This is a genomic window from Janthinobacterium sp. 17J80-10 (assembly GCF_004114795.1).
Lineage (GTDB): Bacteria > Pseudomonadota > Gammaproteobacteria > Burkholderiales > Burkholderiaceae_D > Paucimonas.
Genome location: NZ_CP035311.1, coordinates 781,933 through 808,047, shown reverse-complemented (window position 1 = coordinate 808,047; position 26,115 = coordinate 781,933). Strand labels below are relative to the sequence as shown.

26 protein-coding genes are annotated in these 26,115 nt (G+C 60.4%); 16 read left to right on the top strand and 10 right to left on the bottom strand.

Annotation, left to right across the window (positions count from 1 at the left end):
* Window positions 1-111: 111 nt before the first annotated feature.
* On the top strand, window positions 112-2,817 hold the full coding sequence (locus EKL02_RS03540) for an HAD-IC family P-type ATPase (protein WP_128900756.1): 2,706 nt from the start codon (window positions 112-114) through the stop codon (window positions 2,815-2,817).
* Window positions 2,818-2,863: 46 nt separating this feature from the next.
* Here the strand turns inward: EKL02_RS03540 and EKL02_RS03535 are convergent, their stop codons facing one another.
* The gene (locus EKL02_RS03535; protein ID WP_128900755.1) at window positions 2,864-3,823 is read right to left on the bottom strand and encodes a cation diffusion facilitator family transporter; all 960 of its coding nucleotides are present in this window, start codon (window positions 3,821-3,823) and stop codon (window positions 2,864-2,866) included.
* A gap of 70 nt (window positions 3,824-3,893) precedes the next feature.
* Window positions 3,894-4,397 (bottom strand): protein-disulfide reductase DsbD N-terminal domain-containing protein, encoded by a 504-nt coding sequence (locus EKL02_RS03530; protein WP_128900754.1) that lies wholly within the window; start codon window positions 4,395-4,397, stop codon window positions 3,894-3,896.
* Between the two features lie 740 nt (window positions 4,398-5,137).
* On the opposite strand from EKL02_RS03530, the gene EKL02_RS03525 reads away from it, so the two are divergent.
* The 9 genes from EKL02_RS03525 (at window position 5,138) to EKL02_RS03485 (ending at window position 13,733) form a co-directional block, all read left to right on the top strand.
* Window positions 5,138-5,455 carry a hypothetical protein gene (locus EKL02_RS03525; RefSeq protein WP_128900753.1) on the top strand — a complete coding sequence of 106 codons (318 nt, stop codon included), beginning with the start codon at window positions 5,138-5,140 and terminating at the stop codon, window positions 5,453-5,455.
* 17 nt (window positions 5,456-5,472) lie between these two features.
* A complete protein-coding gene (locus EKL02_RS03520; RefSeq protein WP_128900752.1) occupies window positions 5,473-6,891 on the top strand; it encodes a TolC family protein in 1,419 nt (472 codons plus the stop codon).
* 12 nt (window positions 6,892-6,903) lie between these two features.
* Window positions 6,904-8,301: a copper oxidase gene (locus tag EKL02_RS03515; RefSeq protein ID WP_128900751.1), complete on the top strand. Its 1,398-nt coding sequence runs from the start codon at window positions 6,904-6,906 to the stop codon at window positions 8,299-8,301.
* 60 nt (window positions 8,302-8,361) lie between these two features.
* Window positions 8,362-8,844, top strand: a complete 483-nt coding sequence (locus EKL02_RS03510) for a cupredoxin family protein (protein ID WP_241687775.1) — start codon at window positions 8,362-8,364, stop codon at window positions 8,842-8,844.
* Window positions 8,845-8,846: 2 nt separating this feature from the next.
* Window positions 8,847-9,296 carry a DUF411 domain-containing protein gene (locus EKL02_RS03505; protein ID WP_128900749.1) on the top strand — a complete coding sequence of 150 codons (450 nt, stop codon included), beginning with the start codon at window positions 8,847-8,849 and terminating at the stop codon, window positions 9,294-9,296.
* A 21-nt stretch (window positions 9,297-9,317) separates the two neighbouring features.
* The gene (locus EKL02_RS03500) at window positions 9,318-9,665 is read left to right on the top strand and encodes a copper-binding protein (RefSeq protein ID WP_128900748.1); all 348 of its coding nucleotides are present in this window, start codon (window positions 9,318-9,320) and stop codon (window positions 9,663-9,665) included.
* A gap of 87 nt (window positions 9,666-9,752) precedes the next feature.
* Window positions 9,753-10,136 carry a hypothetical protein gene (locus tag EKL02_RS18460; protein WP_241687774.1) on the top strand — a complete coding sequence of 128 codons (384 nt, stop codon included), beginning with the start codon at window positions 9,753-9,755 and terminating at the stop codon, window positions 10,134-10,136.
* Window positions 10,137-10,244: 108 nt separating this feature from the next.
* Entirely contained in the window at window positions 10,245-12,350 is a 2,106-nt protein-coding gene (locus EKL02_RS03490) for a copper-translocating P-type ATPase (protein ID WP_241687901.1), read from the top strand.
* Window positions 12,351-12,482: 132 nt separating this feature from the next.
* A complete protein-coding gene (locus tag EKL02_RS03485) occupies window positions 12,483-13,733 on the top strand; it encodes an Hsp70 family protein (protein WP_128900746.1) in 1,251 nt (416 codons plus the stop codon).
* Between the two features lie 21 nt (window positions 13,734-13,754).
* On the opposite strand, the gene EKL02_RS03480 is transcribed toward EKL02_RS03485, so the two are convergent.
* Complete coding sequence (locus EKL02_RS03480; protein ID WP_128900745.1) at window positions 13,755-14,519, bottom strand: PhaM family polyhydroxyalkanoate granule multifunctional regulatory protein; 765 nt, start codon at window positions 14,517-14,519, stop codon at window positions 13,755-13,757.
* 311 nt (window positions 14,520-14,830) lie between these two features.
* Between EKL02_RS03480 and EKL02_RS03475 the strand changes: the two genes are divergently transcribed.
* Window positions 14,831-16,102, top strand: a complete 1,272-nt coding sequence (locus tag EKL02_RS03475; protein WP_128900744.1) for an outer membrane protein transport protein — start codon at window positions 14,831-14,833, stop codon at window positions 16,100-16,102.
* A 48-nt stretch (window positions 16,103-16,150) separates the two neighbouring features.
* On the opposite strand, the gene EKL02_RS03470 is transcribed toward EKL02_RS03475, so the two are convergent.
* The gene (locus tag EKL02_RS03470) at window positions 16,151-16,342 is read right to left on the bottom strand and encodes a hypothetical protein (RefSeq protein ID WP_128900743.1); all 192 of its coding nucleotides are present in this window, start codon (window positions 16,340-16,342) and stop codon (window positions 16,151-16,153) included.
* Between the two features lie 142 nt (window positions 16,343-16,484).
* The gene (locus EKL02_RS03465) at window positions 16,485-17,762 is read right to left on the bottom strand and encodes a branched-chain amino acid ABC transporter substrate-binding protein (RefSeq protein ID WP_128900742.1); all 1,278 of its coding nucleotides are present in this window, start codon (window positions 17,760-17,762) and stop codon (window positions 16,485-16,487) included.
* 152 nt (window positions 17,763-17,914) lie between these two features.
* Here EKL02_RS03465 and EKL02_RS03460 point away from each other — a divergent pair, with 152 nt between their 5' ends.
* The 4 genes from EKL02_RS03460 to EKL02_RS03445 all read left to right on the top strand — a co-directional run bounded on the left by EKL02_RS03460 (window position 17,915) and on the right by EKL02_RS03445 (window position 22,279).
* The gene (locus EKL02_RS03460) at window positions 17,915-19,066 is read left to right on the top strand and encodes a DUF3108 domain-containing protein (RefSeq protein WP_128900741.1); all 1,152 of its coding nucleotides are present in this window, start codon (window positions 17,915-17,917) and stop codon (window positions 19,064-19,066) included.
* A 95-nt stretch (window positions 19,067-19,161) separates the two neighbouring features.
* Window positions 19,162-19,923, top strand: a complete 762-nt coding sequence (locus EKL02_RS03455; RefSeq protein WP_128900740.1) for a DUF3108 domain-containing protein — start codon at window positions 19,162-19,164, stop codon at window positions 19,921-19,923.
* Window positions 19,924-19,989: 66 nt separating this feature from the next.
* Complete coding sequence (gene queC / locus EKL02_RS03450; protein ID WP_128900739.1) at window positions 19,990-20,694, top strand: 7-cyano-7-deazaguanine synthase QueC; 705 nt, start codon at window positions 19,990-19,992, stop codon at window positions 20,692-20,694.
* Between the two features lie 34 nt (window positions 20,695-20,728).
* A complete protein-coding gene (locus EKL02_RS03445) occupies window positions 20,729-22,279 on the top strand; it encodes a helicase HerA-like C-terminal domain-containing protein (RefSeq protein WP_128900738.1) in 1,551 nt (516 codons plus the stop codon).
* On the opposite strand, the gene EKL02_RS03440 is transcribed toward EKL02_RS03445, so the two are convergent.
* From EKL02_RS03440 to EKL02_RS03430, 3 genes are all read right to left on the bottom strand, one after another.
* On the bottom strand, window positions 22,276-22,479 hold the full coding sequence (locus tag EKL02_RS03440) for a dodecin family protein (RefSeq protein WP_128900737.1): 204 nt from the start codon (window positions 22,477-22,479) through the stop codon (window positions 22,276-22,278). The genes EKL02_RS03445 and EKL02_RS03440 overlap by 4 nt on opposite strands.
* Before the next feature lie 100 nt (window positions 22,480-22,579).
* Window positions 22,580-23,422, bottom strand: coding sequence for a sensor domain-containing diguanylate cyclase (locus EKL02_RS03435; protein ID WP_206732445.1), 843 nt, complete (start codon window positions 23,420-23,422; stop codon window positions 22,580-22,582).
* Window positions 23,423-23,512: 90 nt separating this feature from the next.
* Entirely contained in the window at window positions 23,513-24,034 is a 522-nt protein-coding gene (locus tag EKL02_RS03430) for a GNAT family N-acetyltransferase (protein ID WP_128900735.1), read from the bottom strand.
* Between the two features lie 94 nt (window positions 24,035-24,128).
* On the opposite strand from EKL02_RS03430, the gene EKL02_RS03425 reads away from it, so the two are divergent.
* Window positions 24,129-24,452, top strand: a complete 324-nt coding sequence (locus EKL02_RS03425; protein ID WP_128900734.1) for a zf-TFIIB domain-containing protein — start codon at window positions 24,129-24,131, stop codon at window positions 24,450-24,452.
* Window positions 24,453-24,507: 55 nt separating this feature from the next.
* Here the strand turns inward: EKL02_RS03425 and EKL02_RS18455 are convergent, their stop codons facing one another.
* Together EKL02_RS18455 and EKL02_RS03415 are read right to left on the bottom strand one after the other, a co-directional pair.
* A complete protein-coding gene (locus tag EKL02_RS18455) occupies window positions 24,508-25,065 on the bottom strand; it encodes a LysM domain-containing protein (protein ID WP_241687773.1) in 558 nt (185 codons plus the stop codon).
* Between the two features lie 129 nt (window positions 25,066-25,194).
* Window positions 25,195-26,004, bottom strand: coding sequence for a small-conductance mechanosensitive ion channel (locus EKL02_RS03415; RefSeq protein WP_128900733.1), 810 nt, complete (start codon window positions 26,002-26,004; stop codon window positions 25,195-25,197).
* Between the last annotated feature and the right edge of the window lie 111 nt (window positions 26,005-26,115).

The window sequence follows — 26,115 nt, the reverse complement described above, 5'->3', positions numbered from 1 at the left end:
GATTGCGTACATTATCATCCTTCCCATCATGGGAAGGTCAAGCAATTGCAATGTTCAGGTGTGGCAATGCTGCTAACATTGCACGACATACGCCCATAGCACTTCCGCCCCATGCAAAAACCAGTTATTTCCGCCGGCCAGCCGGATATTTCCTGGCACGCGGTTCCTGCCGAGCAAGCACTGCAGCATTTGCAAGCCGATGCGGCGCAGGGCCTTGCCCATGCCGAGGCCAGCCGCCGCAGCGCGGTGCACGGTCCGAACCAGCTGGCGCAACAGCCACCGCCGGCGCCGTGGAAGCTTTTTCTCGACCAGTTCAAGAGCATCCTGATCATCGTGCTGATCATCGCCGCCGGGCTGGCCGCGGCCATCGGCAGTACCAAGGATGCCATGGTGATCCTGGCAGTGGTCGTGTTCAATGCATTGGTCGGGTTTTACCAGGAATATCGCGCCGAGGCGAGTTTGGCGGCACTGAAAAAAATGCTCCCGGCCAAAGCGCGCGTGCGTCGCGCCGGCGACACGCATGAAGTGGCGGCAGACGACCTGGTGCCCGGCGACATCGTGCTGCTGGAAGCGGGCGACCGCGTGCCGGCCGACGGCCGCCTGCTGCAAGCCATCCAGCTGGCGGCCGATGAATCGGCGCTGACCGGGGAATCCCAGCCCGGCGAAAAGCAGGCAGGATTGCTCGATGCCGGCGCAGAATCGCTGGGTGACCGCCACAACATGCTGTACATGAACACCATGGTCACGCGCGGCCGGGCCGAGCTGCTGGTGACGGCGATCGGCACGAATACCGAAATGGGCCGCATCTCGGAACAGCTGGCGCAAACGCCGGACGGCCCGAGCCCCTTGCAGCTACAGCTCGACCAGCTGGGCAAACGCCTGGGCGCCGTGGCGCTGACGCTGGTGGGCTTGCTCTTTTTCGTGGAACTTCTGCGCGGCGCCCGGCTGGAAAAAGTGGTGCTCGATGCCATTGCGCTGGCTGTGGCGGCGATTCCCGAGGGCTTGCCGGTTGTGGTGACGGTCGCGCTGGCCATCGGCATGCACAAGATGGCCAGGCAACGCGCCATCGTCAAGCGCCTGTCCGGTGTGGAAACGCTTGGTTGCACCACGGTAATCTGTTCCGACAAGACCGGCACGCTGACCATGAACCAGATGACGGCGCGCGCCATTTACTGCGCCGGCGCGCGCTTTGCCGTCAGCGGCGAAGGTTACGGGCCGCATGGCGAAATCCGCCCGATCGGCGATACCGCTGCAGAAGCCTCGACAGAGACGCTGGCGCCGCTGCTGATGGCCGCTGTGGCTTGCAATGACAGCCGCATCGATGCCGGCAGGCTGATTGGCGACCCCACCGAAGGCGCGCTGCTGGCGCTGGCGCAAAAAGGCGGCATTGAACAGAACGCAGTCACCAACCGGTTGCCGCGCATCGCTGAAATACCATTCGATTCCGCGCACAAGTTCATGGCAACCTTCCATGACGATGACGGCCAGGCCCTGGGTTTTTTCAAGGGCGCCCCGGATGTGCTGCTGGCGCGCTGCAGCCACTACCATGCCAGCGGCGGCGCCGTGATGCTGGATGCCGAACGCATTGCCGCCATCAAGGCGGAGAACCGCGCGATGGCCGCCGGCGGCCTGCGCATCATCCTGATTGCTGAGCGCCGCTTTGCGCTTGCCGACCTCGACGGCGACCTGGACATGTCCGCCTGCGCCAGCGAACTGACCTTCATCGGCCTGGTGGGCTTGATGGATCCGCCGCGTCCGGAAGCGCGCGACGCCATCGCCAGCTGCCGCGCCGCCGGCATCGAGGTAAAAATGATTACCGGCGACCACCGGGATACGGCGCAGGCCATTGCCGCCGATCTGGGGCTGCGGGGAGGCGCAATTAGCGGCGCAGAGCTCGATGCGCTGGACGCGGCGCAGCTGGCAGACCGCATCGATGGCATTGCCGTTTTCGCGCGGGTCGCGCCGCAACACAAGGTGCGCATCGTGCAGGCGCTCAAGGCCCGCGGTCATGTCGTGGCAATGACCGGAGATGGCGTCAACGATGCGCCGGCATTGAAAAATGCCGACATCGGCGTGGCCATGGGCCTGGGCGGCACGGCGGTCACGCAGGAAGCCGCCAGCATGGTGCTGACTGACGACAATTTCGCCACAATCGTCAGCGCCGTGCATAATGGCCGCGCGCTCTACGACAACATCGTCAAGTTCGTGCGCTTCCAGCTTGCCACCACCATCGGCGCCATTCTCACCATCTTTTTCGCACCGCTGGCCGGCTTGCCGGAGCCGTTCAATCCGCTGCAAATCCTCTGGGTGGCGATGATCATGGATGGCCCGCCGGCCATTGCGCTGGCGCTCGATGCGGCGCGCCCCGGCTTGATGGACGAACCGCCGCGCGACCGCGCTGCGCCGGTGCTATCGCTGCAGCGGCTGGTGCGCATTCTGGGTTTTGGCCTGTCCATGATGTTCGGCACTGTCGGCATACTTTACTATGGCATGGCAACCGGCAGCCAGACGCATGCCCTGACGCTTGCTTTCAGCACCTTCGTGCTGTTCCAGTTCTTTAATGTGTTCAATGCCCGCGTCGAACATGGCAGCGCATTCAACCGCAATTTTTTCCGTAATGGCATGCTGTGGATTTCGCTGGCCGGCGTACTGGTACTACAGGCGGCGGTTGTGCACTGGGAACCTGCGCAAGGCCTGTTCGGCACCACGTCACTCAGCCTGGCGGATTGGGGACTGGCGGTCGCGGTGGCCAGCAGCGTCTTGCTGCTGGACGAATCGCGCAAGCTGATCTTGCGGATTGCCGCGATGCGGCGATAAATCGCTTCTTCGCCACGGGGGCATTCAGACAATTCGCCAAAGTCTGTCAGTGACGGTGGTGGTGTTCGTCATCATCATGGCTGCAGGGGGCATGCTGCTTGCCGCCTGAACCGATCACGCACAGCTCGCCTTCCAGTTCCACATCCACGGTGACATGTTCAAACGTATCTTCATCGAGCAACGTGCGCACGTGGCTCTTGGCATCAATCATTTCATCGCGGCTGGCGTCAGTCTGCATGACCAGGTGGGTGGTCAGCACATGGATTTCGCCATCCACCGACCAGCTATGGGTATCGTGCATGGAAATGACCTTGGGATGGCGGAGCACTTCGCGCTCAAACGCTTCGACATCGAACGATGCCGGCACTTTCTGGATGATCACTTCGAATACCTGGCGCAGGTTGCGCACCACATTCCAGATGATGAATACCGAAATTCCTATCGACAATAACGGATCGATGACGGGCACATTCCAGAACGTCATGATGACGGCGCCCACCAGCACGGCGACCCAGCCGAGCACATCCTCGATCAGATGCCAGGTCACCACTTTCTCCGTCAGGGACGAGCCGCTTTTAACGCGCAACACCGCTGCACCATTGAAGACGACGCCAATAATTGCCAGCAAGATCATGCCCGGGGCATTCACCGGCTCTGGCGCCAGCAGGCGTTGCACTGCATTCCACAGCACGAAGCCCAGGCCAAGCACCAGCACCAGCCCGGTGATCAATCCGCCCAGCAAGGCATAGCGGCGATAGCCATAGGTATCCTGCGATGTCCTGCCGCGTTGCGACAGGCGCTGGAAATACCAGGCCAACCCGAGCGACATCGAATCGCCCAGGTCATGCACGGCATCGCTCAGGATGGCGACGCTATTGGTCAGGATCCCGCCGATGACCTCGATGACGGTAAAGGCGAGATTGAGCGCGAATGCGACCTTGAGATTGCCGGCGCTGCCGTGGCTGTGGCCGTGACTATGGCCGTGGTGGTGATGGCTGTCGCTCATTGCTTCGACCTTTTTCGCTTGCCTGGATGAGCGGGATTGTAACTTGAACACTCATCCGTTGCCGGGATGACTAGGGCAGGTGCAACTTGAGCGTTTTCTCGATCGGCGGATAGCAGACGCCAAGCTTTTCATGGCAGCCCTGGTAACCGGCCACCAGGGTGAAATTTTTCGCGCTGGGGGCGCGTTCCAGGGTAATTTCGGCCTGCACAGGCTGCTTGTAGGTTTCGGTCCTGCCGAAGGTCGGGTCATTCTTGACCTCGCCGGGAGGCAGCTTGACCGACTTGATGACGACGCCAGGCGCATCCTTCAAGGTGAAACGGATCTTGTCCTTGTACATGTAATAGCCATTGGCCGGGGTCAGCACCGCCACCAGCGTCGCCGGCCCCTTGAAACTGGTCTTGATCGTGAAAGCCTTGTCCGGCTCCAGCAAGTCTTCTTCCTTCGGGCTGGAAAACAGGCTGCCGAGTCCCTTTTGCAAGTTAGGCGCGCTGGATTGCTGCGCGTAAGCGGGCTGGAAGGCGCCGGCTGACAATCCGGCAAGTATCAGGGAGCAAATGAATAGTTTTTTGGGCATGAAAATTTTTCCTCAAAATTCCTTTAATACAAAGCGTAGGTGCGTACTTACCATTACCGATGTTGGTTCAGGCAAGTAGCCGCTCACGTCATTTAACAACAGCACTTGACCTTCTCCCCATGGGAAGCCTTATATTGATCACACGATGACTTGCGACGTCAATTTTAGCGGCACTGAATCAAATGCTATACTGATTATTCAATGAATTATTTTTACAGGACATTTTTGCTATGGCTGTTGATAGCCGTGCTGCCGCTTCATGCGGTTGCCGCTGCTGCGAGCGTGTCTTGTGGCCCGATTCATCAAAAGGCAATGCAAGTTGCCCAGTTGGACGATGCACATCACCAGCATGGTGGCAGCGATGCTTCCCACAGTCACCATCATGATGCTGCGACGGTAACCAGTGCAGGAGCAGATACTGGCGATGCAGACAATGCATCCACTGGAGCGCACCAGCACAAAAGCTGCAGTGCGTGCACAGCCAGTTGCATCGGCGCTGCCGCCCCCCCTTCCGCTTTAAGCTTGACGCCTACCTTCAACGGCTCCGAGATGGTGACTGTCTCGCCTGCAGCACTGGTCGTCGGGTCGGCCCCGAGCGGCCTCGAACGACCTCCCAAACCCACTCTCGCTTAATCGACGCGGCAGCAAGGCGCGACGGTCATTCTTCGTCCGTTCGCTTCCTGAACTCCCGCGCAAGTCACGTGCCCCCGCACGTCCGCTCCATCGATTTCGAGAGAAAAATGACATTAAAGCAATGGTTAGCCGCTGGTGCACTGGCGTCCCTGCCGTTCGCCGCTGCTGCACAGCAGGTCCCTCCGCAGCCAAATCCACGGAATGCGAACGCGCCCGTTCCGGCACCCGCCTACAACCCGGCATTTAACAACTACCGGAGCATGGCCGACGAGCAGCCCGCACCAGATACAACCTGGCGTGCCGCCAACGATGAGGTCGGCAGGCTGGGCGGCCATGGCGGCCATGCCAGGGGCGATGCCGACGTTGCGCCGGCAACGTCGGCACCTGCCAAAACGGCACCGATGCACCAGGGACACCGTCATTAGAACAAATGGATAGCGCAATGGATTTCCAAAAATACAAGCCAATCCTGAGGCCCGTCGTTCTGGGCGCAGCCGCACTCGTACTGGCAGGATGCGCAACCATTTCCGACGATGGCGGCATGAATGCTGTCACCGCGCTCACCAGGGAGCGTACCGGCCAGGCAGTACAGCTAACGAAACCCGGCGGCAATACCGAATCCGTGGACAAGAGCGTCAACCAACTGCTCGGCAAACCATTGACCCCCGATACGGCGGTGCAGGTGGCATTGCTGAACAACCAGGGGCTGCAAGCTTCGTTCGCCGAACTGGGCATCGCAGAAGCCGACCGCATCAGCGCCGGATGGATGCGCAACCCGAGCTTTTCCTTCGGCAGAATGCGCACCGGCAGCGATGTCGAAATCGACCGCAGCATCATGTTCGACCTGGTCGGCTTGCTGACCATCCCGATTCGCAGCGGCATCGAACAGCGCCGTTTCGAACAAGCCAGGCTGCAGACGGCAGCGCAAGCCGTGCAACTGGCAGCGGATACCCGCAAGGCCTACTTCCATGCGGTCGCAGCGCAGCAGACAGCGCAATACATGGAACAAGTTGGCAGCGCCGCCGAAGCCGCCGCCGAGCTGGCAAGGCGCATGGCCCAGGTTGGCAACTTCAGCAAGCTGGACCAGGCGCGCGAGCAGGCTTTCCATGCCGATGCCACTGCCCAGGTTGCGCGTGCGCGGCACAACGCCACGGCAGCGCGGGAGCGGCTGTCCCGGCTAATGGGCGTATGGGGCGACAAGACCGCATTCCAGCTGCCGGAGCGCCTGCCGGCTTTACCCAAGGCGCCTGACACGATCAACGATGCCGAATCGCAAGCGATGCAGCAACGGCTCGACATTCAAATGGCCAAGCGCGGCGCTGAATCGACGGCCAAGGCGCTTGGGCTGACCAAAGCCAGCAGGTTCATCAATGTGCTGGATGTCGGTTATGCCAACAAGAGCGAAACCGGGGCGCCGCGCGGCAACGGTTATGAAATCGAGCTGCAGCTGCCGATTTTCGACTGGAGCGGCGCGAAAGTCGCGAAGGCCGAAGCCATCTACATGCAATCCGTCTATCGCACCGCGGACATTGCGATTCGCGCCCGTTCGGAAGTGCGCGAAGCCTACTCCGCCTATCGCACGACGTATGACGTGGCGCGCCACTACCGCGACGAAGTCGTCCCCCTGCGCAAGAAGATTTCCGACGAAGTGCTCCTGCGTTACAACGGCATGCTGGCCAGCGTCTTCGAATTGCTGGCCGATGCGCGCACCCAGATTGGCAGCGTCAATGCCGCCATCGAGGCGCAGCGCGACTACTGGCTGGCTGAAACCGATTTGCAGGCGGCCATCAATGGCAGTGGCGGCGGCAGCGCCACCACTATGCGCACGCCGGCATCCGCCGAAGCTGCACCAGGACACTAAAAAGGAACAGTCATGGTTTCACGCAGAGATTTTTTTACCGGCGCCGCGGCCATGGTCGGCGCAGGGATCGTCAGCCGGGTCGGCGCGGCTTCGTTGCCCGAGGCGGCGACGATGGACAAGGCCGCCACGCAACCACCGCTGGTGCCGCCCAATGGCCGGCCCTACAACCCGGTCGTGACCCTCAATGGCTGGTCGCTGCCCTGGCGCATGAACAACGGCGTCAAGGAATTTCACCTGGTGGCCGAACCCGTAGTGCGCGAAATCGCCCCCGGCATGAAAGCCAACCTGTGGGGCTACAACGGCCAGTCGCCCGGCCCCACTATCGAAGTGGTCGAAGGCGACCGCGTGCGCATCTTCGTGACCAACCGCTTACCGGAACATACCAGCGTGCATTGGCATGGCCAGCGCCTGCCCAATGGCATGGACGGCATCACCGGGCTGACCCAGCCCGCCATCCCGTCCGGCAAGACCTTCGTGTATGAATTCGTGGCCAAACGCCCCGGCACTTTCATGTACCACCCGCATGGCGACGAAATGGTCCAGATGGCGATGGGCATGATGGGTTTCTGGGTCACGCACCCGAAGAACCCCGACTTCATGAAGGTGGATCGCGACTTCGTCTTCCTGCTGAATAATTTTGATATCGAGCCCGGCGCCTACACGCCCAAAATCAACACCATGCTTGAGTTCAACCTGTTCGGCTTCAACAGCCGCGTCTTCCCGGGCATCGACCCGATGGTAGTGCGGCAAGGTGACCGCGTGCGCATCCGCATCGGCAACCTGACCATGACCAACCATCCCATCCACTTGCATGGGCACGAGTTCGAGGTGACCGGGACGGATGGCGGCTGGACCAATCCCGCCTCGCGCTGGCCCGAAGTCACCACCGATGTGGCGGTGGGCCAAATGCGTGCGGTGGAGTTCGAGGCGACCGACCTGGGCGACTGGGCTTTCCACTGTCACAAGTCGCACCACACCATGAATCCGATGGGTCACAATGTGCCGACCATGATTGGCGTGGACCATCGCGGCATTGTCGAGAAAATCAATAAACTCGTTCCCGACTACATGGTCATGGGCGAGCGCGGCATGGGCGACATGGGCCAGATGGAAATGCCGATTCCCGACAATACCCTGCCGATGATGACCGGCCAGGGGCCCTTCGGCAGCGTCGAGATGGGTGGCATGTTCACGGTAATGAAAGTGCGCCGAGATCAGAAACGTGGCGACTACACGGACCCGGGTTGGTACAAGCACCCGGCCGGCAAGGTCGCCTATGAATGGAAGGGTGAAACGCCAGCCCCGGCACGCAACAACTCGCCCGGAGGAAAACTCATGGAACCGACAAACAAACCGGCAAATGTCGAGATGAAAGTGCGCAAACCCTCCGGCCATGACGGACACCGCTAACCAACGACTCCAGGAATGCAAATGAAAACACACCCAAAAATTCAAGCTGGACTGCAAGCGATGATTCTTTCAGTCGCGATTGCAGCGGCAGCGCCCGCGGCATGGGCCGGCGCCGGTGCATCGGATGCCAACCACGATGCGGCGGAGCCAATCTCAAACGAAAAGCACGCTTTTGGCAAACAGGGCGACCCGAAAAAGGCGGACCGCACCATCACCATCGCCATGAACGACAAGATGCGCTTCGTCCCCGGCGACATCAAGGTCAGGCAAGGCGAGACGATACGCTTCGTCGTCAGGAACAAGGGCAAGGTCTTGCATGAAATGGTCATCGGCACCATGGACGAATTGCAGTCGCATCACGAGATGATGAAACAGCACCCGGGCATGGAGCACGATGAGGCGTTCATGACCCATGTCGCCGCCGGCAAAAAAGGGGAAATGGTCTGGCAATTCACCGAAGCCGGGGAGTTTTATTACGCCTGCCTGATACCGGGTCATTTTGAAGCCGGCATGGTCGGGAAAATCACAGTCACGAAAGGATAAATATGAAACATCGCATTTTTTCGCAAACCATTCTGGCCGGCGCACTTGCGCTGCCCTTGCTGGCCAGCGCCGCAGGGCCGGTGGTCGAAGTGTACAAAAGCGCCTACTGCGGCTGCTGCACAGGCTGGGTCGAGCACATGCAGGAAAATGGCTTCGAGGTGAAGGTGAAGAACGTCGAAAGCCCATCCGACTATCGCGAGAAATTCGGCATTCCGCAGGAACTCGCTTCCTGCCATAGCGCGAAAGTGGCGGGTTACGCCATCGAAGGCCATGTTCCTGCAGCCGACATCAAGCGCCTGCTGGCGGAAAAACCGAAGGCAGTCGGCCTGGCGGTGCCGTCGATGCCGATGGGCTCGCCTGGCATGGAGGGGCCGCGCAAGGATCCCTACGACGTATACCTGGTTCAGGGCAAAGGGCAGAAATCGGTTTACAAACATTACGACGGCAAATAATCCATTAAGAGGGAAACGGACATGAACATTCTGAGCAAATTTTCCCTGGCCGCCGCACTGGCGATTTCCCTGGCACCGCTGGCGCAGGCGAACGACGCCCACCATGCCGCCAATGCACCCGCGGCTTCCGAAAAATCGGCTGACGCCGCCTTGACCGAAGGCGAAATCAAGAAGGTCAACAAGGGCACCGGCAAGCTGACCATCAAGCATGGCGAACTGAAAAACCTCGGCATGCCGCCCATGACGATGGTTTTCCGCGTCAAGGACACGGCCATGCTGGACCAGGTCAAGCCCGGCGACAAGATTAAATTTGTCGCCGACAAGATCGAAGGGCAATTTACGGTGACAGAATTGGAAGTGCAGAAATAGGCTGACATCTGGTGCTGCTGATTGCGTGCCAGGACTGTCTCCGGATAATCACTTGAATCGATTGTTTCTTTTTAACAGGAGAGCATCATGAAATCGACATTCCCTTTTGCAATGCCAGTAGCGGTTGTCCTGGCTGCAGTCACGTTAACGGCTTGCGTGACCGACCCGGCTGCGCAAGCACGGCATCAACAACACCATCCTGACTCTGCTTCAACCCAAGGAAAAATGGGGATGGGGATGGGCGCAGGATCCATGGGCAAAGGCATGATGATGTCCGATGCCGAGATGAAATCGATGTGCGAGATGCACGAAAAAATGATGGGTGCAAAGACGCCGGAAGAACGGCGCTCGATGATGACTGAGCATATGAAAACCATGTCGCCGGAGACGATGAAAAAACACATGGAAATGATGCAATCCGAAATGCAGATGATGAAAGAGCATATGGGATCGCAGGCGCCCGGAAATTAATCTTTCCCGGCATTCCGGCGCAAAAAAATCAAGGATCAGCAAATGGAAAAAGACGTCCACCACCATCATGAGCATGCGCACCATCACGCACCTGCGCATGATGCGACGATGGCCGGGACGATTTACACCTGTCCCATGCATCCGGAAATCCGCCAGCCGACGCCGGGCAATTGCCCCAAGTGTGGCATGACGCTGGAGCCGCTGATTCCGGAACTGGAGGAAGAGGAAAACCCGGAGCTCAAGGACTTCCGCCGGCGCTTCTGGTGGACCTTGCCGCTGACGGTGACTGTGACGATGCTGGCGATGGGCGCGCACCAGTTCTTCCATGGCGGAATCCCCTACCAGAACTGGATTGAATTCGCCTTGAGCGCCCCGGTGGTGCTCTGGGCAGGCTGGCCATTCTTTGCACGCGGCGCGCAATCCATCGCCAGGCGCAGCCCCAACATGTGGACCCTGATCGGCTTGGGCGTGCTGGCGGCTTTCGGCTATAGCGTGGCCGCTACGATTGCACCTGAATTGTTTCCGGCAGCCTTCAGGCAGGACGGCCGTGTCGGCGTCTATTTCGAGGCGGCCGCAGTCATCGTTTCGCTGACATTGCTCGGGCAAATTCTGGAATTAAGGGCCCGCTCCCAGACCTCCGCGGCGATCAAATCCCTGCTCGGACTCGCCCCTAAAACCGCGCGCCGTATCCAGGAGAACGGCACCGAAGAGGATATTCCGCTGACACATGTGCATATCGGCGACATGCTGCGCATCCGACCCGGCGAGAAAGTCCCTGTCGACGGCATCGTCCTGGAGGGTGAAAGCGCCGTGGATGAATCGATGCTGACCGGCGAACCGATGCCCATGACCAAGCGACCAGACGACAAGGTGATCGGCGCCACGATCAACACCAGCGGCAGCCTGGTGATGCGTGCGGAAGTGGTCGGCTCGCAAACCATGCTCTCGCAAATCGTGCAAATGGTGGCACAGGCGCAGCGCTCGCGTGCACCCATGCAACGCCTGGCAGACGTGGTCGCCGGCTATTTCGTGATCGTCGTCGGCCTGATTGCGTTGGCCACCTTTGTCGCCTGGGGCCTCGTCGGCCCGCAACCCAGCTGGGTCTTCGGCTTCGTCAATGCCGTCGCGGTCCTCATCATCGCCTGCCCCTGCGCGTTGGGCCTGGCAACGCCGATGTCGATCATGGCGGCGACCGGACGTGCGGCGACCCAGGGCGTGTTGTTCCGGGATGCTGCCGCCATTGAAAGTTTCAAGAAAGTCGATACCCTAATTGTCGACAAGACCGGTACGCTGACCGAAGGCAAGCCAGCTTTCGACCGCATCATTCCCGCTGCTGGCTTCAGCGAGGAAGACGTGTTGCTGGCCGCGGCCAGCATCGACCAGGGCAGCGAGCATCCCTTGGCGCATGCGATTGTTGCCGAAGCGCGCAAGCGCGGTCTTGAACTGCACAAGCCAGCGTCGTTCGAGTCGTCCAGCGGCATCGGCGTGCGCGGCGTGGTGGCCGGCCATCGCCTTGCGCTGGGCAATACCAAACTGATGGACGATGAAAAAGTCGACTGGCACCCATTGTCCAGCGAGGCGGAAGCCTTGCGCGGCGAAGGCGCCTCTGTCATGTACCTGGCGGCGGACGGACAACTGGTGGGCCTGGTAGCGGTATCCGACCCGATCAAGGCGACGACGCAGGAAGCCCTGAAATTGCTCAAGCAAACCGGGGTTACGGTCATCATGGCGACCGGCGATGGCGTGACAACCGCAAAATCGGTCGCGGCAAAGCTCGGCATTGCCGAGGTCTATGGCGAGGTCAAGCCTCAGGACAAACTGAACCTCGTGGAGCGCTATCAAGCGCAGGGCAAGATCGTGGCCATGGCGGGCGACGGTATTAACGATGCCCCTGCGCTGGCCAGGGCGAATGTCGGCGTGGCGATGGGGACCGGCACCGATGTGGCAATGAACAGCGCCCATGTGACGCTGGTCAAGGGGGATTTGCGCGGCATTGCCCGGGCCCGGGCAATTTCGGTCGCCACCGTGCGCAACATGCATCAGAACCTGACTTTTGCCTTTGTCTATAACGCGCTCGGGATTCCGCTGGCGGCTGGATTGCTCTATCCGTTCACGGGGCAGCTTCTTTCGCCAATTTTCGCCGCGCTTGCAATGAGCCTGAGTTCAGTGTCGGTCATTACCAATGCGCTGCGCCTTCGCGGAACAGGAAATTAGCGACATGCCGTTGGCATAATGATCCGAGGTGCCTGGCGCAGTTTCGCGAAGCAAAGAAATTTTTAGCCAGACTGCATGGAATCGCATATCATTGCGGCCCCGTTCAATCTCGCACAAAGATGGCAAAACGTCATGACTGAAGCATGCGGCGTCGACTTCGGCACATCCAATTCCACGGTCGGCTGGAGCCGGCCCGGGCAATCCGCGCTCCTGCCCCTCGAAGATGGCAAAGCCACCCTGCCCTCGGCGGTATTCTTCAACGCCGAGGAAGACAGCATCCATTTCGGCCGCGCCGCGCTGGCCACCTATCTGGAAGGCGGCGAAGGCCGCCTGATGCGTTCCCTCAAAAGCCTGCTCGGCTCGAGCCTGATCGATGGCCAGACCGAGGTCCTGGGACGCGCCCTGCGCTACCGCGACTTGCTGTCGCAATTCATTGCAGCGCTCAAGACGCGCGCCGAGCAGGCTGCCGGCCGCCCCTTCGAACAAGCCGTCTTCGGGCGGCCGGTATTTTTTGTCGATGAAGACCCCGTGGCCGATCGCCTGGCCGAGCGCACGCTGGAAGAAATTGCCCGCGGCGCCGGCTTCAAGGAAATCGCCTTCCAGTTCGAGCCGATCGCCGCCGCGTTCGATTATGAATCGACACTGGCGCGCGAAGAATTGGTCGTAATCGCCGATATCGGCGGCGGCACCTCGGATTTTTCCCTGGTGCGCCTGTCGCCGCAGCGTGCCGGCAAGATCGACCGCCGCGAGGATGTCCTGGCCAATGCAGGGGTGCATATCGGCGGCACCGATTTCGACAAGTACCTGAGCCTGTCAGGGGTCATGCCACTGTTCGGCCTGGGCAGCCGCCTGAAGAACAATACCGAAATGCCGTCGAGCTATTACTTCAACCTGGCGACTTGGCACACGATTAACCTGGCGTACACGCGCCAGGCGGAAAACCAGCTCAGGGATATCTACCGCGATGCGGTCGAGCGCGACAAGCTCGACCGCCTGCTCGACCTGATCGAGCAGCGCGCAGGCCACTGGCTGGCCTTCCAGATCGAGCAGGGCAAGATCGCGCTCTCGGACGCCGACACGGCGCAACTGACACTCGACCGCTTGCGTCAGCCTGTCGAAGTAACGCTGCAACGCGAGCGCTTCGATGCCGCGATTGCACCGCTGGTTGGCAAGGTCGAAAGTGCCGTGCTTGGCTTGCTGGATGATGCCGGCATAAGCCCGGATGCAGTCGATACGGTCTTCTTTACCGGCGGCTCAAGCGGCGTGCCGATGCTGCGCAGGCAAATTGCACAGGCCCTGCCAACAGCGCGGCGGGTAGAAGGGGATCTGTTCGGCAGCATCGGCGCGGGTCTCGCGCTCGATGCCGCCAGGCGTTTTGGCTAGGCGGCACGCGGCCGCCCGCCATTATGCCTTGGGCGCGGGCTTGCGCTTGCGCGGGGTTGACGTTGCTTCCGCCTTTTCCGGCGCGCCCGATTTTGCCGACGACTTGGCAGCCCCGGAGGCGGGTTCAGCGCGGGGCATTGTGGCGTCCGGCGTCATCGCAGCTGCGGTATCGACCGCCTGCTTGAACTGGTCTTGCAGCATGCCCCACCACGCCGCCGGATTGGCCAGCGGCTGCATGGCGTCGGCCATCGCTGCAGTGGCATCAAGGGCGGGCTGAACCGGGGATTTTCCGACAGCTTCGGCCGCTTCGGCCACGCGCTTTTCGCGCGCAGCCGATTTTTCCCTGGCAGCGGCCGCATCGGCAGCCCTCTCTGCCGCAGCCTTTTCCGTGGCGGCAGATTTTTCAGCTGCGGCGGATGCAGCAGAAAACGGCGACTGGAATGCCGGCTTTTCCGCGTGAGCGTCCGTGGACGGCGGCTGCATGGCGGCGGTAAAGGTCTCGCCCATGGTTTGCAAGGTGGAAATCGTGGCCTTCTGGACTTCCAGCGCCTGGATGGTTCCCTGCAGCATGTTTAGGTTCAGCGCGAGCCAGGATTCAACCGCCTTCAGATCCTTGATCTGCTTTTCAATCTCGTCCACCGACAGGGTCGGCATGACCATGCCTGGAATGTGTTTCATGCCGGGCAAGTTCATGCCAGGCACGTTCTCCCACATGTTTTTAAAAAAATCCAGGGTATCCGTCATCATGCTGACACCAGGAATGGCGGATGGGGTGGATTTGGACATGGCAGTCTCCGTTTGATGTAAGTATTTTTTCAGCCTAGCAGATATTTGACCGAATTCATATTAAAGCGGCAATTTCCGTTTTGTAAGCCCTGACCAAAGTGTACAACATTGCCGGAAAAGCAAAATCCAGTGTTGCGGATGGCCAGCACTGGCCCATGGATTGATGTTGCGGTCTTTGCTGCGCAAAAAAATCCTTATTTGTTTATGCAGATTTCTTCGTTTGGTTTGCCGCCCTGTTCTGCCATGCTTTAGAGCAACAAATCAGGTTGCCGCTCGCGGCTTGGCAAACATCAGAAACCATCAACGAAAAAATGACCACGATTCACTTTCCCCTTCGCCCTCTGGCCATCGCGGCAGCGCTGCTGGCGCCCGTTGTCGCCCATGCCACCAATGGCTATTTTTCCCATGGTTACGGCGCCAAGTCGCTTGGCATTGCCGGCGTCGGCATCGCCTTGCCCCAGGATGCCCTGGCTGCCGCCTCCAACCCGGCGGGCATCGCTGCCGTGGGCGACCGTCTCGACCTCGGCCTGTCCCTGTTTGCGCCGCGCCGCGGCGGCGATATCGCCGGCAACGCCTTTGGCCCGAACGCCAGCTACTCGGGCAGCGACAAGAAAGCGTTTTTCATTCCTGAATTCGGCTACACCCGCAAGCTTGACGCGACCACGCACGTTGGCATCGCGGTTTTCGGCAATGGTGGCATGAACACCGACTACGCCACCAATCCCTATGCACGCTTTGGCGCCGCCGGCAAGGCCGGCATCAATCTGGAACAAGTTTTCATTTCACCGTCGGTGGCATACAAAGTCAATGAGGACCATGCGCTTGGCGCTGCCCTGGTGCTGGCGCACCAGCGCTTCAAAGCCCAGGGCATCGGCATCTTCGGCGGCTTTTCCACCGCCCCCGGCAATGTCAGCGACCAGGGCACCGATACCAGCAATGGCGCCGGCGTGCGCCTGGGCTGGACCGGCAAGGTGGCAGCGGGCCTGACACTGGGCGCAACCTGGGCATCGAAGATCGACGGCCGCTTCGACAAGTACCGCGGCCTGTTTGCCGACAACGGCGGCTTCGACATCCCGGAGAATTTCGGTGTTGGCGTGGCCTTCGAGGCGACGAAAGCCCTGACGCTGGCAGCAGACGTGCAGCATATCCGCTACAGCAAGGTCGGATCGGTGGGCAACCCGGTGGCGCCGCTCTTCGCAGGACAGCCGCTGGGTTCGGCCAATGCGCCGGGCTTTGGCTGGCGCGACGTCACTGTGCTGAAACTTGGCCTCAGCCAGCGACTGCGGCAAGACCTGACGGTGCGCGGCGGCGTCAGCTACGCCACCCAGCCTGTGCGTTCGTCAGAGACCTTCTTCAACATCCTGGCGCCGGGCGTGGTGCAGAAACACCTGACCGCAGGCGCCACCTGGACTGCGCCGGGCGGCGGCGAATTGACGGGCTACTATGCGCACGCCTTCGGCAAGACGGTGAACGGCGCCAATTCCATTCCGCCGGGCTTCCCGCCAGGGGGCTTTGGCGGCGGCAATGCCAACGTCAACCTGCGCGAAAACATCATCGGCATTGCCTACGGCTGGAAGCTCTGACCTGCATCCGGCAGCTTGCGCCATGGGCATTGAAGAAAGCAATGGCGGTTAACCGCCGCCGATGCCCTCGACGATGCGGCCGGTGCCGCCGCAATCCGGGCAATCCTGACCATGGTCCATGCCTGTCCCCTTGCAGCGCGGACAAACATCTTCGCCAGTGCCAGGTGTGCCGGGGAATGCAGCATCGCCGGGATGGATTTCCGGCGGCGCATTTTTACTGGTCTCGCTTGAGGTCGACATGGCCATGCCCCCAGGTTTTTACACTACGTGACAAAAAATCTTGCGTCTGAAATTGCTTGAATTGGAGTGCTGAAGCAGGGGCGAGTTCAAGGACCGGGTTGCCCCGTGCGTTAAAGACTTCCTGCTGTCAGGCTGACTGCCTTCACTGTGGTCGTACCATCTGGCAAGAAGTTGGCAGGGCAGTCGCCGGCCCAGGCAGGTAGCGCTCTGTCTTGAAACCGTAGCCGCTGCCTTCATTGTCGTAACGGATGCCGCCATCGGCCTGGCGCTTCATCACCGAGACATACAGGGGCTGGATCAGCTGGTGGTCGGCGGCCCGCATGGTGGCCTGGTGAAAGGCATTGCGGTATGCCGCCCCTTCCAGGGCATGGGCCACCGCTGCTGCATCGGTGGTGCCAGCCTTCTCGATTGCCGCGGCGAGCATGTCGACCATCAGCTGCATGCGCAGGTGTACGTAATCGTCCTCCGGGCGAGGATAGCGTTTTTTGAATTCCCCGTAAAATGCATCGCTTGCGGCGCCGCCCACATTCGGATGCCATTCCGCCACGGCGCGCACGCGGTCAACACCGGCGTCGCCCAGTGCTGCGGGCGCGCCCAGGCCGTTGCCGTAGAACGTGTAGAACTTCAGCGCCAGGCCGGCGTCGCGCGCCGCCTTGACCAGCAAGGTCAGGTCATTGCCCCAGTTGCCCGTGACAATGGCGTCGGCGCCGGCTGCCTTGATTTTGGCTAGATACGGCGCGAAATCCTTGATGCGGCCGATCGGGTGCAACTCATCGCCGACTATCTCGATATCCGGGCGCTTGGCTGCCAACTGCGCACGGGCCGCCTTGGCGACCTGGCGGCCAAAGCTGTAATCCTGGCCGATCAGGTAAATGCGCCTGGCGCGCGTATCCGACTTGATCACTTCCGTCAGGGCATGCATGCGCATGTCGGCATTGGCATCGAAACGAAAATGCCAGAAACTGCATTTCTCATTCGTCAGTGCCGGATCGACCGCGGAATAATTCAGAAACAGCACGCGCCGGGCGGGCCTGCGCGTATTGTGCTTGTCGACCGCGTCGACCAGCGCTGCCGCGACCGCCGAGCTGTTGCCTTGGGCGAGAAAGGGAATATCCTGGTCAGTTAATTGCCGAAATGCCACTAGCGACTCCTCAACGCCTTGCTTGTTGTCGAAGACCGCCAGCGCCAGCGGTCGCGCTCCGTGCGGCAAGCGCACGCCGCCACGGGCATTGATACGTTCAATTGCCAGCTGCAGGTTGCGGCGCACCGCTTCACCGGCATTGGCAAAGGGCCCGGAGACGCCATCGATCATGCCGATCGTGATCGGCGCGGCGGCCGCAGCCGGGGCGGCAAATGCCGTTCCAGTGATTGCCAGCAAGCTGGTGGCCAGCGCCAGGCGCAAGAATTTGAGGGGTAGCATACCGGTATGGATAAAATAGGGGATTTTACGCCCAGGGAAGCCAGAAAACAGCTTTGCCATGTCGCCTTACAAACAGGCACAGATACAGATACACTTGAGCAAATGATTCCGGCCTTCTTCCATTCACCCTGCTTTACTTGTCGCGCGGCGCCATGAATTTTCCCCGTCCCGATGGCAGGCCACCGTCTGCACGCGCCTGGCGCTGGCGGCGCTGGCTCGTGGTCGGCCTGCTGTCACTGCTGCTGCATGCGCTGACACTGAACTGGGTAGGCGGCTATGTCGGCTTGCCCGCGCAAGCCCCGGATAACGCGCCACCCGAAGTGTTGCGTACCGTGCTGGTGCAGGCGCAGCCGGCACCAGCCGCGCCCCCGCCGGCGCGGCGCAGCAAAATCGCGCCTGCCGCCAAGCCGAAACCGCCGCGCCCGCCCGCAAGCGTGCCCGAAAGTGCGCCGCCAGCAACCCCAGCCACGACCGCCATCGCCGAGCCAGGCCCCGGCACCGCTGCGCAGGCACCGATGCCCGCCAACCCTGGCTTGGCCGATGCAGCCTTCAGCGACGCGAGCCTGGCGACGCCCAGTCCAGCGGCCGCCACGCAAAGCGCACCCGCAGCCGCAGCCGCAGCCGCAGCCGAAAATAACCGCTACAAGATCGATCCGCCGCCCTCGGCCACATTGCAATACGATGTCGAGGCGCAGCGTGATGGCCAGATGGTGTATGGCAACGGGTCCATCACCTGGCAATTCAACGGCAGCCATTACACGATCAATGGCAAGGCCGGCATTCTGTTTGTATCCCTGCTCGACTTCAGCAGCCGCGGACAGACGGATGCATTTGGCATTGCCCCTGAACAATATTCGGAAAAGCGTTTCCGGCGTCCGCAAACCGACACTTTCTTCAACCGCGAGCGCAACCAAATCAGCTTCTCCACATCGGCCAAGACTTTTGCGCTGCAGGGTGGCGAACAGGATCGCGCCAGCATCGTCTGGCAACTGGCGGCAATCGGCCGTGGCGATGCGGCACGGTTTGTGCGCGATGCGCAAATCCCGCTGTTCATTGCCGGCGTGCGTGACGGCGGCACCTGGCATATCCAGGTGCTCGGCGAAGAAGAGATCGAAGTCGGGTTGGGCAAGCTGCGTACCTGGCATGTACGGCGGGCGCCAAGCCCCGGCGACAGGGACCAGACCATCGATATCTGGCTGGCGCCCGCGCGCAACTGGTATCCGGTAAAGCTGCGCTATACCGAATCCAATGGCGAATACCTCGACCTGTCGCTGTCCCGGCTCGACGCGGCGGCGCCCCGCTAGCCGCCATTCGCTGCCCCGCCGCGGCAGTGCGGATGGCATTCTTGGCGTATCCTTCTGGCTTTATGCCGCATTTTTTGTAGATCAAGCCAACACGCATGAACCCGATTTTCCGTTTCCTGTGCGGATATGCCGCAACTGCCGTGCTGACGGCAGGCATGGCGCTACCGGCCCAAGCCGCCGACGCCCCATCCTTGCCCAAGCGCCCCTTCAACCTGCCGCCCTCGGCCGATCTCGACTATGTCATCAAGGCGCGCCACAGCGGCGTCACGCTGGATGGCAGCGCCCTGGTGAAATGGCAGGCGGCCGCTGGCAAGTACCTGCTCAATGTCGAGGCGCGCGCGATGTTGCTGGGCAAACTTCAGACGTCTACCAGCGAGGGGGCCATCGATGCCTATGGCCTGGCGCCCGCCACCGCCACCGAAAAGACCTTTCGCAAGAGGGCCACCAGTGTCGCGTTCAACCGCGATACCGGGATGCTGAGTTTTTCCGCTTCGGAGGAAACCTACCCACTCATGGGCGGCGAACAGGATCGCTCCAGCATTACCTGGCAACTGGTCGGCAACGCCCGTGCTGCCGCGAAAAAATTCATGGCCGGATCGAACTGGCCCTACTTCGTCGCCGGACGCACCGACGCGCAACCCTGGAATTTCATCGTCGGCAAGACAGAAAAAGTCACCACGCCCATGGGCGTCATCGATGCCATCAGGGTAGCGCGCCAGCTACCCACAGGCAGCGACGAACAGCAACTCGACATCTGGCTGGCGCCGGCGCTCGAATGGTATCCGGTGAAGATCCGTTTTTCCGAGGAAGGCGGCGAAGTCATCGAGCAAACCCTGCAAAAAATCACGCGCAAATGAAGTTGCAAATAAGGCGGCCGGCACAGCCTATAATGGCACTTTCCTGATTACCCTTATTGCGATTCCATGAGCATAAACAATGGCGCACTCGTCCTGTTCAGCGGCGGCCAGGATTCGGCCACTTGCCTGGCATGGGCCCTGGCGCGCTACCCAAGGGTGGAAACCATTGGCTTCGACTATCGCCAGCGCCACGCCATCGAACTGACGGTGCGCCCCGCCCTGCTTGACCAGATCCGCGCGCTGTCGCCTGAATGGAACGGCAAGCTGGGAGAAGACCACCTGGTCGACATGGCCCTCATTTCCGCCATTTCCGACACCGCACTGACCAGCGACGTCGAAATCAGCATGCAGGACAATGGCTTGCCAAATACTTTTGTGCCTGGACGCAATCTTTTATTCATGACGGTTGCCGCCACCGTGGCTTACCGGCGCGGGCTGGATGTGCTGGTCGGGGGCATGTGCGAAACCGATTTTTCCGGTTATCCTGATTGCCGCGACGACACCATGAAAGCCCTGCAAGTGGCGCTCAACCTTGGCATGGCGACCCGCCTGAAGCTGGAAACCCCGCTGATGTGGCTGGACAAGGCAGCGACCTGGCGCCTGGCGCAAGATCTGGGTGGCGCCGCGCTGGTCGAGCTGATTCGCAGCGGCACCCACACCTGCTATCTGGGCGAACGCGGCGTGCTGCATGACTGGGGCCATGGTTGCGGTCATTGCCCGGCTTGCGAATTGCGCGCACGGGGTTACCGGCAATTCAAGCAAAAAACGTAATTTCATTCATCCGTCATCACTTCAGGGGTCCACCATGTCCATTCTTTTGCCGATCGCCAGGAATACTCATCCGAAGCCCGCTGTTGACCTCGAATTGTTGTCGAACCTGGTTAACCGCCATGGCTGCATCACCGGCGCCACCGGCACCGGCAAGACCGTGACACTGCAAGTTGTCGCGCAAGCGCTCTCGGGCATTGGCGTGCCGGTGTTCATGGCCGACGTCAAGGGCGATCTGTCGGGCATGGCCAAGGCCGGCGCACCTTCGGAAAAGCTTTCCAAGCGCCTGGCGTCGCTGGGACTGGAAGAGCCGAAATGGGGGGCTTGCCCGGTCACCTTCTGGGACGTGTTCGGCGAACAGGGCCACCCGGTGCGCGCCACCATTTCCGACCTCGGGCCGCTTTTGCTGTCGCGCATGCTGAACCTGAACGATACCCAGGAAGGCGTGCTGCAACTGGTCTTCAAGATTGCCGATGACAATGGCTTGCTGCTACTCGACATCAAGGACTTGCGCAGCATGCTGCAGCACGTGGGCGACAATGCCGCCGATTTCCGCACCAGCTACGGCAATATCTCAGCGGCCAGCATCGGCGCCATCCAGCGCGGCATCATCGGCATCGAGGAACAGGGCGGCGACCGATTCTTCGGCGAACCGATGCTCAATATCGACGACCTGCTGCAAACCGACAGCAAGGGCCAGGGTGTCGTCAATATTCTCGCCGCCGACAAGCTGATGAATTCACCGCGCCTGTATTCGACCTTCCTGCTGTGGATGCTGTCGGAACTGTTTGAAAACCTGCCGGAAGTCGGCGACCTCGACAAGCCAAAGATGGTGTTTTTCTTTGATGAGGCGCACCTGCTTTTCAACGAAGCGCCCAAGGCGCTGCTGCAAAAAATCGAACAGGTCGTGCGGCTGATCCGCTCCAAGGGCGTGGGCGTATTCTTCATCACGCAAAACCCGCTGGACATTCCCGACACCGTCCTCGGCCAGCTCGGCAACCGCGTGCAGCATGCGCTGCGCGCCTACACCCCGCGCGACCAGAAGGCCGTCAAGGCGGCCGCCGAGACCTTCCGCCCCAACCCCGCGCTCGATACCGCCCAGGTCATCACCGAACTGGGCGTGGGCGAGGCGCTGGTATCCTTCCTGGATGAAAAGGGTCGCCCGCAGATCGTCGAACGTGCCTACATCCTGCCGCCAGGTTCGCAAATCGGCCCGGTCACGCCCGAGGAACGCAAGGCTGCCATGGCGACATCCGTGGTAGCGGGCATCTATGAAAAGACTGTGGACCGCGAATCGGCGCATGAACAACTCACCGCGCGCGTCGTCGCCGCCAAGCAGGCAGAAGCGCAAAACGCGGATCAAAACAACGTGGGGCCAAACGGCCAGGCATCGCGCGGTGGCCGCCAGCAAGAGGAAGAGAATAGCGGTGGCGGGTTCGGTGGCATGCTGGGCGGCTTGCTCGGCGGTGGCAGCCGGCGCGATTCGCCCGTGCAGGCGCTGGTGAAATCGGCGGCACGCAGCATCGGTTCGCAAGTGGGCCGCGAAATCATCCGCGGCGTCCTGGGCTCGATCCTGAAAAAGCGCTAACCCTTGAGCACGAAGGTCACTTTCATCACCACGCGGTATTCGGTAATCTTGCCGCCGGAGACAGTGACCTTCTGGTCCTTGATCCACGCGCCCGTGACATCGCTTAATGAATCGGTGGCACGGGTAATCCCTTGTTGAGCGGCATCTTCGAAACTCTTGTCGCTCTGGGCGATGACTTCAATGACTTTGGCAACTGACATGGAACCTCCATTGACGAACGTGGGTGGAGTTCCATGCTAGTGCACGGCAAGCGTACCAATACGGTGACTTGCTAAAAGTTTGATGTAAGACAATATTTCATCATGTAAAGCTTTCGTGCACTGCGCTGCGGCATTGATTGCCACCGGCATGTTTTGCAGCATACATGGCGATGTCCGCACTGCGCATCAGCTGTACCGGATCCGTCCCATGCTGACGATGGAGGGCAATGCCGATACTGGCCGATACTTGCACGGTATGGCTCGCAACGACCAGCGGGGCACGAATGGCAACGCAGATTTCTTCTGCAAGCTTCTCGGCATTTTGCAGGGAATGGATCACATCCAGCAGCACGACGAATTCATCACCGCCAATCCGGCTTACCGTATCCGACTCGCGCACGCAGCCATGAATGCGCGCCGCCACTTGCTGCAACAGCAAATCACCCACTGCATGGCCGAATTGATCGTTGACAGGCTTGAAGTCATCCAGGTCAATGAACAATAACGCCAGATGCTGGCCATTGCGCGCATCGCGCGTCAATGCAACCTGCAACCGGTCCTCGAACAACGCCCGGTTGGGCAATCCGGTCAAGGCATCATATTGCGCCAGATACCGCAGGCGCGCACTGGCTTGCTTGTACAGCGTAATATCGCGCGCCACGGCCAGGCGCAACTGATCGCCCTCCGACCAGCTGGCCGACCACATGATATCCACCACTTGCCCATCCTTGCGGACGTAACGGTTCTCGAAATTGCGCAATGGGTTGCCAGCCATGACGCCGGAGGCGGCCACCAATGTACGCTCCCGATCCGCCGGCAACACCAGGTCAATCATAGGCTTGCCGATCATTTCTTCCTGCGTATAGCCAAAAACCTTCTCGCAAGCCGCACTGACCGCAACAAAATGCCCATCGCAGTCGACAACGCACACGACGTCGAGCAAGAGATCCAACGCATTTAAGAGTTGGGCTTGGATATTTGATTGCATTCAAGAAATTTTTAGCTGGGTACACCGATTATGCATGAGAACGCCTCACCCTTCCATCGGCAGGTGCGGCGTTTCAAGAATCAGTTGGAAATATGCCAAATCCAGCCAGTGGCCGAATTTGAAACCGGCCTGGCGGATCGTGCCGGCATGCTCGAAACCAAGCTTGCGATGCAAGGCGATACTGGCGGTATTTTCAGCATCGATACCACCAACCATCACATGCAATTGCTGCAACCGTGCCGCGTCGATGAGTGATTGCAACAACAGCACGCCACAACCCTTGCCTCGATGACTTTTGTCCACATATATGGAATGTTCGACCGAATATTTATAGGCCGGGAAAGCGCGGAAAGTGCCATAAGTGCCGAACCCCAGCAGTTCGCCAGCCGCATTTTCGAGCCCGATGACGGGGAAATTTCCGGCTGCGCGGGCGCCGAACCAGGCAACCATGCTTTCTGGTGTGCGGGGATGATAGTCATATAGCGCGGTCGAATGCAGGATCGCTTCGTTGAAAATTTCCAGGATGGCCGGAGCATGCCGGTCATACGTGCATGAGACGAATTTCATTTTCCTGAACCGCCAAGTCGGCCTGCGCCGGTTGCTGCAACCGCCGTCAACGACAGTTGCACATTCTTATAGTTTACTTGAAGGAGGATTATTGATGAAATGTCCCATTTGTATCGATGCCGATCTCGTCATGTCCGAGCGACAGGGAATTGAAATTGACTATTGCCCGAAATGCCGTGGCGTCTGGCTCGACCGCGGCGAACTCGACAAGATTATCGACCGTTCCGCTGCCGGCTTGCCGGCACAAGGCGCAGCGCCGGCGGCGCCAGTCGCCCCACCGCCTTATCCAGCGCAAGCGCAGCAACAGAACGCCGGCGACCCGCGTCAACAGCATAGCCAAGGCTATCCTCAGCAGCACGCCCCCTACAAGAAAAAGAAGCGGGAAGGCTTCCTGAGCGACCTGTTCGATTTCGACTAGGCGCCCATTTTCACCACCCCGCATCCCATGCGCAATGCAGTGCCGGCTGCACCTTTCAGGGTGCGGCTAGCCTGAGCGTCTGGCCCTTGCTGATCCGGTCCGGATTCTGGATATTGTTCCAGCGGGCGAGATCGCGGTAACTCAGGTTATGCTCGCGTGCAATTCCGGCCAGCGTGTCGCCCGCATTCACCGTGTAGTCGCCCGCGCCAGAGGCTGCCGAAGACTGGCCTGAGCCGGCAGACTGTCCGACGCCGGCGGATTGTTCGGCACCCAGTGATTGCGACGGTTGTGCTGCGCCTGCAGCCTTTGCGGATCCTGCAGCCCCGGATTGCATGCCTCCTGCAGACGAGTCCGATCCCGCCGAACCTGAAGATTGCATGCCTCCCGCAGACTGACCTGTTCCGGGCGCAGCAGACGATTTCTGGGTCGTCGTTGTCGCTGCCTCGGAGGTCAAGGTGGTTTCCGCCGCAGTGGCGGTCGTCATCGGTGGCAGCGTCGTCGTTTCAGGCGCGGCCTGCGGCATGGTCGTGGACGGCGGCACTACCACTGTTTCCTGTTTTTTCCCGCAAGCCGCAACAGCGAGTAGCATTGCAAAAAAAATTATACGTTTCATGATCATTTCTCCTTCTTGAACAGATGAGCATGCCCTTGAGTCCGGTGATATCGTCCTCATTCAGGCATGCCGCCGACACCCCTTTTAATCACGCCTGCACTCGTATTGAAAGGCTCCACCAGACATTGGCTACCCTGCCTTGCGGCGTTGCATGGAGCGTCGTTCGACAATCGAACCGACCGGCGTCTGCAAGACAGGGCTTTCGCCGCTGGAGCCGGCCGCAGCATGCATGGCCATCTCCAGTTGTGTCTGGTTCTGCTGGCCTTTGCCATACCAGTTGCGCACGATCTGCGAAGCAGTATCCCGACCGCCCAGGCCGAATGCAAGGCCGAGCGCCAGCGCCAGCGCCCCGGTTACAGCCATGAACAGCGTATTGACCAGGGTCGTGGCAATGCCGATCTGGTTGACGGCGACGACGATGCCGAATGCCCAGACCAGGCCGGATGCGACTTTGGCCAGTAAATCCGGATTTTTCAAGCCGCCTTCCGCAGCCGCGCCGCGCACCAGCCTGCTCAGGGCGTTTGCCGCCAGGCCGGCGATCACCAGCACCACCAGTGCCACCACCACATTCGGTAACCAGAGCAGCAACTGGCGCAACACGTCCGACACCGCCGGCAGACCGAGCGCGTCAAAGGCGACAACCAGCGTGACCAGGCGAATAAACCATTTCACGGCAACCGCGATCATGCCGGCAGAATCCGTGTCGGTCCCCATTTTTCGCACAAAGCCGGAAAATCCCGAGCGCTGCGCCATGTCGTTGAACTTGATGGTTCTTAACAACGCGGCAACGGCCTTTACCGCCAGCGACGAGATAATCCAGCCGACAATGACAATGATGGCGAATCCAAGGATTTTGGGAATCCCCGAAAAAAACAAGGCCATTGCCGCAGCCAGAGAACTCATGAGCGCCGTACTCCACTCGGTAACTTGCGATTGCATGATATGTCCTGTTTCTTGAATTGATGGGACAGGCAGGAAATGCTTCCCGATGAAAAATTGAAGATACGAAAGACATTCGCATCTTTAGTTGTAGGCAGGCGGGGACTTAAA

Excerpts from the sequence above, each read along its gene's own strand:
- EKL02_RS03540 (WP_128900756.1), top strand. The coding sequence starts at position 112 with ATGCAAAAACCAGTTATTTCCGCCGGCCAGCCGGATATTTCCTGGCAC.
- EKL02_RS03535 (WP_128900755.1), bottom strand. The coding sequence starts at position 3,823 with ATGAGCGACAGCCATCACCACCACGGCCATAGTCACGGCCACAGCCAC.
- EKL02_RS03530 (WP_128900754.1), bottom strand. The coding sequence starts at position 4,397 with ATGCCCAAAAAACTATTCATTTGCTCCCTGATACTTGCCGGATTGTCA.
- EKL02_RS03525 (WP_128900753.1), top strand. The coding sequence starts at position 5,138 with ATGACATTAAAGCAATGGTTAGCCGCTGGTGCACTGGCGTCCCTGCCG.
- EKL02_RS03520 (WP_128900752.1), top strand. The coding sequence starts at position 5,473 with ATGGATTTCCAAAAATACAAGCCAATCCTGAGGCCCGTCGTTCTGGGC.
- EKL02_RS03515 (WP_128900751.1), top strand. The coding sequence starts at position 6,904 with ATGGTTTCACGCAGAGATTTTTTTACCGGCGCCGCGGCCATGGTCGGC.
- EKL02_RS03510 (WP_241687775.1), top strand. The coding sequence starts at position 8,362 with ATGATTCTTTCAGTCGCGATTGCAGCGGCAGCGCCCGCGGCATGGGCC.
- EKL02_RS03505 (WP_128900749.1), top strand. The coding sequence starts at position 8,847 with ATGAAACATCGCATTTTTTCGCAAACCATTCTGGCCGGCGCACTTGCG.
- EKL02_RS03500 (WP_128900748.1), top strand. The coding sequence starts at position 9,318 with ATGAACATTCTGAGCAAATTTTCCCTGGCCGCCGCACTGGCGATTTCC.
- EKL02_RS18460 (WP_241687774.1), top strand. The coding sequence starts at position 9,753 with ATGAAATCGACATTCCCTTTTGCAATGCCAGTAGCGGTTGTCCTGGCT.
- EKL02_RS03490 (WP_241687901.1), top strand. The coding sequence starts at position 10,245 with ATGGCCGGGACGATTTACACCTGTCCCATGCATCCGGAAATCCGCCAG.
- EKL02_RS03485 (WP_128900746.1), top strand. The coding sequence starts at position 12,483 with ATGACTGAAGCATGCGGCGTCGACTTCGGCACATCCAATTCCACGGTC.
- EKL02_RS03480 (WP_128900745.1), bottom strand. The coding sequence starts at position 14,519 with ATGTCCAAATCCACCCCATCCGCCATTCCTGGTGTCAGCATGATGACG.
- EKL02_RS03475 (WP_128900744.1), top strand. The coding sequence starts at position 14,831 with ATGACCACGATTCACTTTCCCCTTCGCCCTCTGGCCATCGCGGCAGCG.
- EKL02_RS03470 (WP_128900743.1), bottom strand. The coding sequence starts at position 16,342 with ATGTCGACCTCAAGCGAGACCAGTAAAAATGCGCCGCCGGAAATCCAT.
- EKL02_RS03465 (WP_128900742.1), bottom strand. The coding sequence starts at position 17,762 with ATGCTACCCCTCAAATTCTTGCGCCTGGCGCTGGCCACCAGCTTGCTG.
- EKL02_RS03460 (WP_128900741.1), top strand. The coding sequence starts at position 17,915 with ATGAATTTTCCCCGTCCCGATGGCAGGCCACCGTCTGCACGCGCCTGG.
- EKL02_RS03455 (WP_128900740.1), top strand. The coding sequence starts at position 19,162 with ATGAACCCGATTTTCCGTTTCCTGTGCGGATATGCCGCAACTGCCGTG.
- queC (WP_128900739.1), top strand. The coding sequence starts at position 19,990 with ATGAGCATAAACAATGGCGCACTCGTCCTGTTCAGCGGCGGCCAGGAT.
- EKL02_RS03445 (WP_128900738.1), top strand. The coding sequence starts at position 20,729 with ATGTCCATTCTTTTGCCGATCGCCAGGAATACTCATCCGAAGCCCGCT.
- EKL02_RS03440 (WP_128900737.1), bottom strand. The coding sequence starts at position 22,479 with ATGTCAGTTGCCAAAGTCATTGAAGTCATCGCCCAGAGCGACAAGAGT.
- EKL02_RS03430 (WP_128900735.1), bottom strand. The coding sequence starts at position 24,034 with ATGAAATTCGTCTCATGCACGTATGACCGGCATGCTCCGGCCATCCTG.
- EKL02_RS03425 (WP_128900734.1), top strand. The coding sequence starts at position 24,129 with ATGAAATGTCCCATTTGTATCGATGCCGATCTCGTCATGTCCGAGCGA.
- EKL02_RS18455 (WP_241687773.1), bottom strand. The coding sequence starts at position 25,065 with ATGAAACGTATAATTTTTTTTGCAATGCTACTCGCTGTTGCGGCTTGC.
- EKL02_RS03415 (WP_128900733.1), bottom strand. The coding sequence starts at position 26,004 with ATGCAATCGCAAGTTACCGAGTGGAGTACGGCGCTCATGAGTTCTCTG.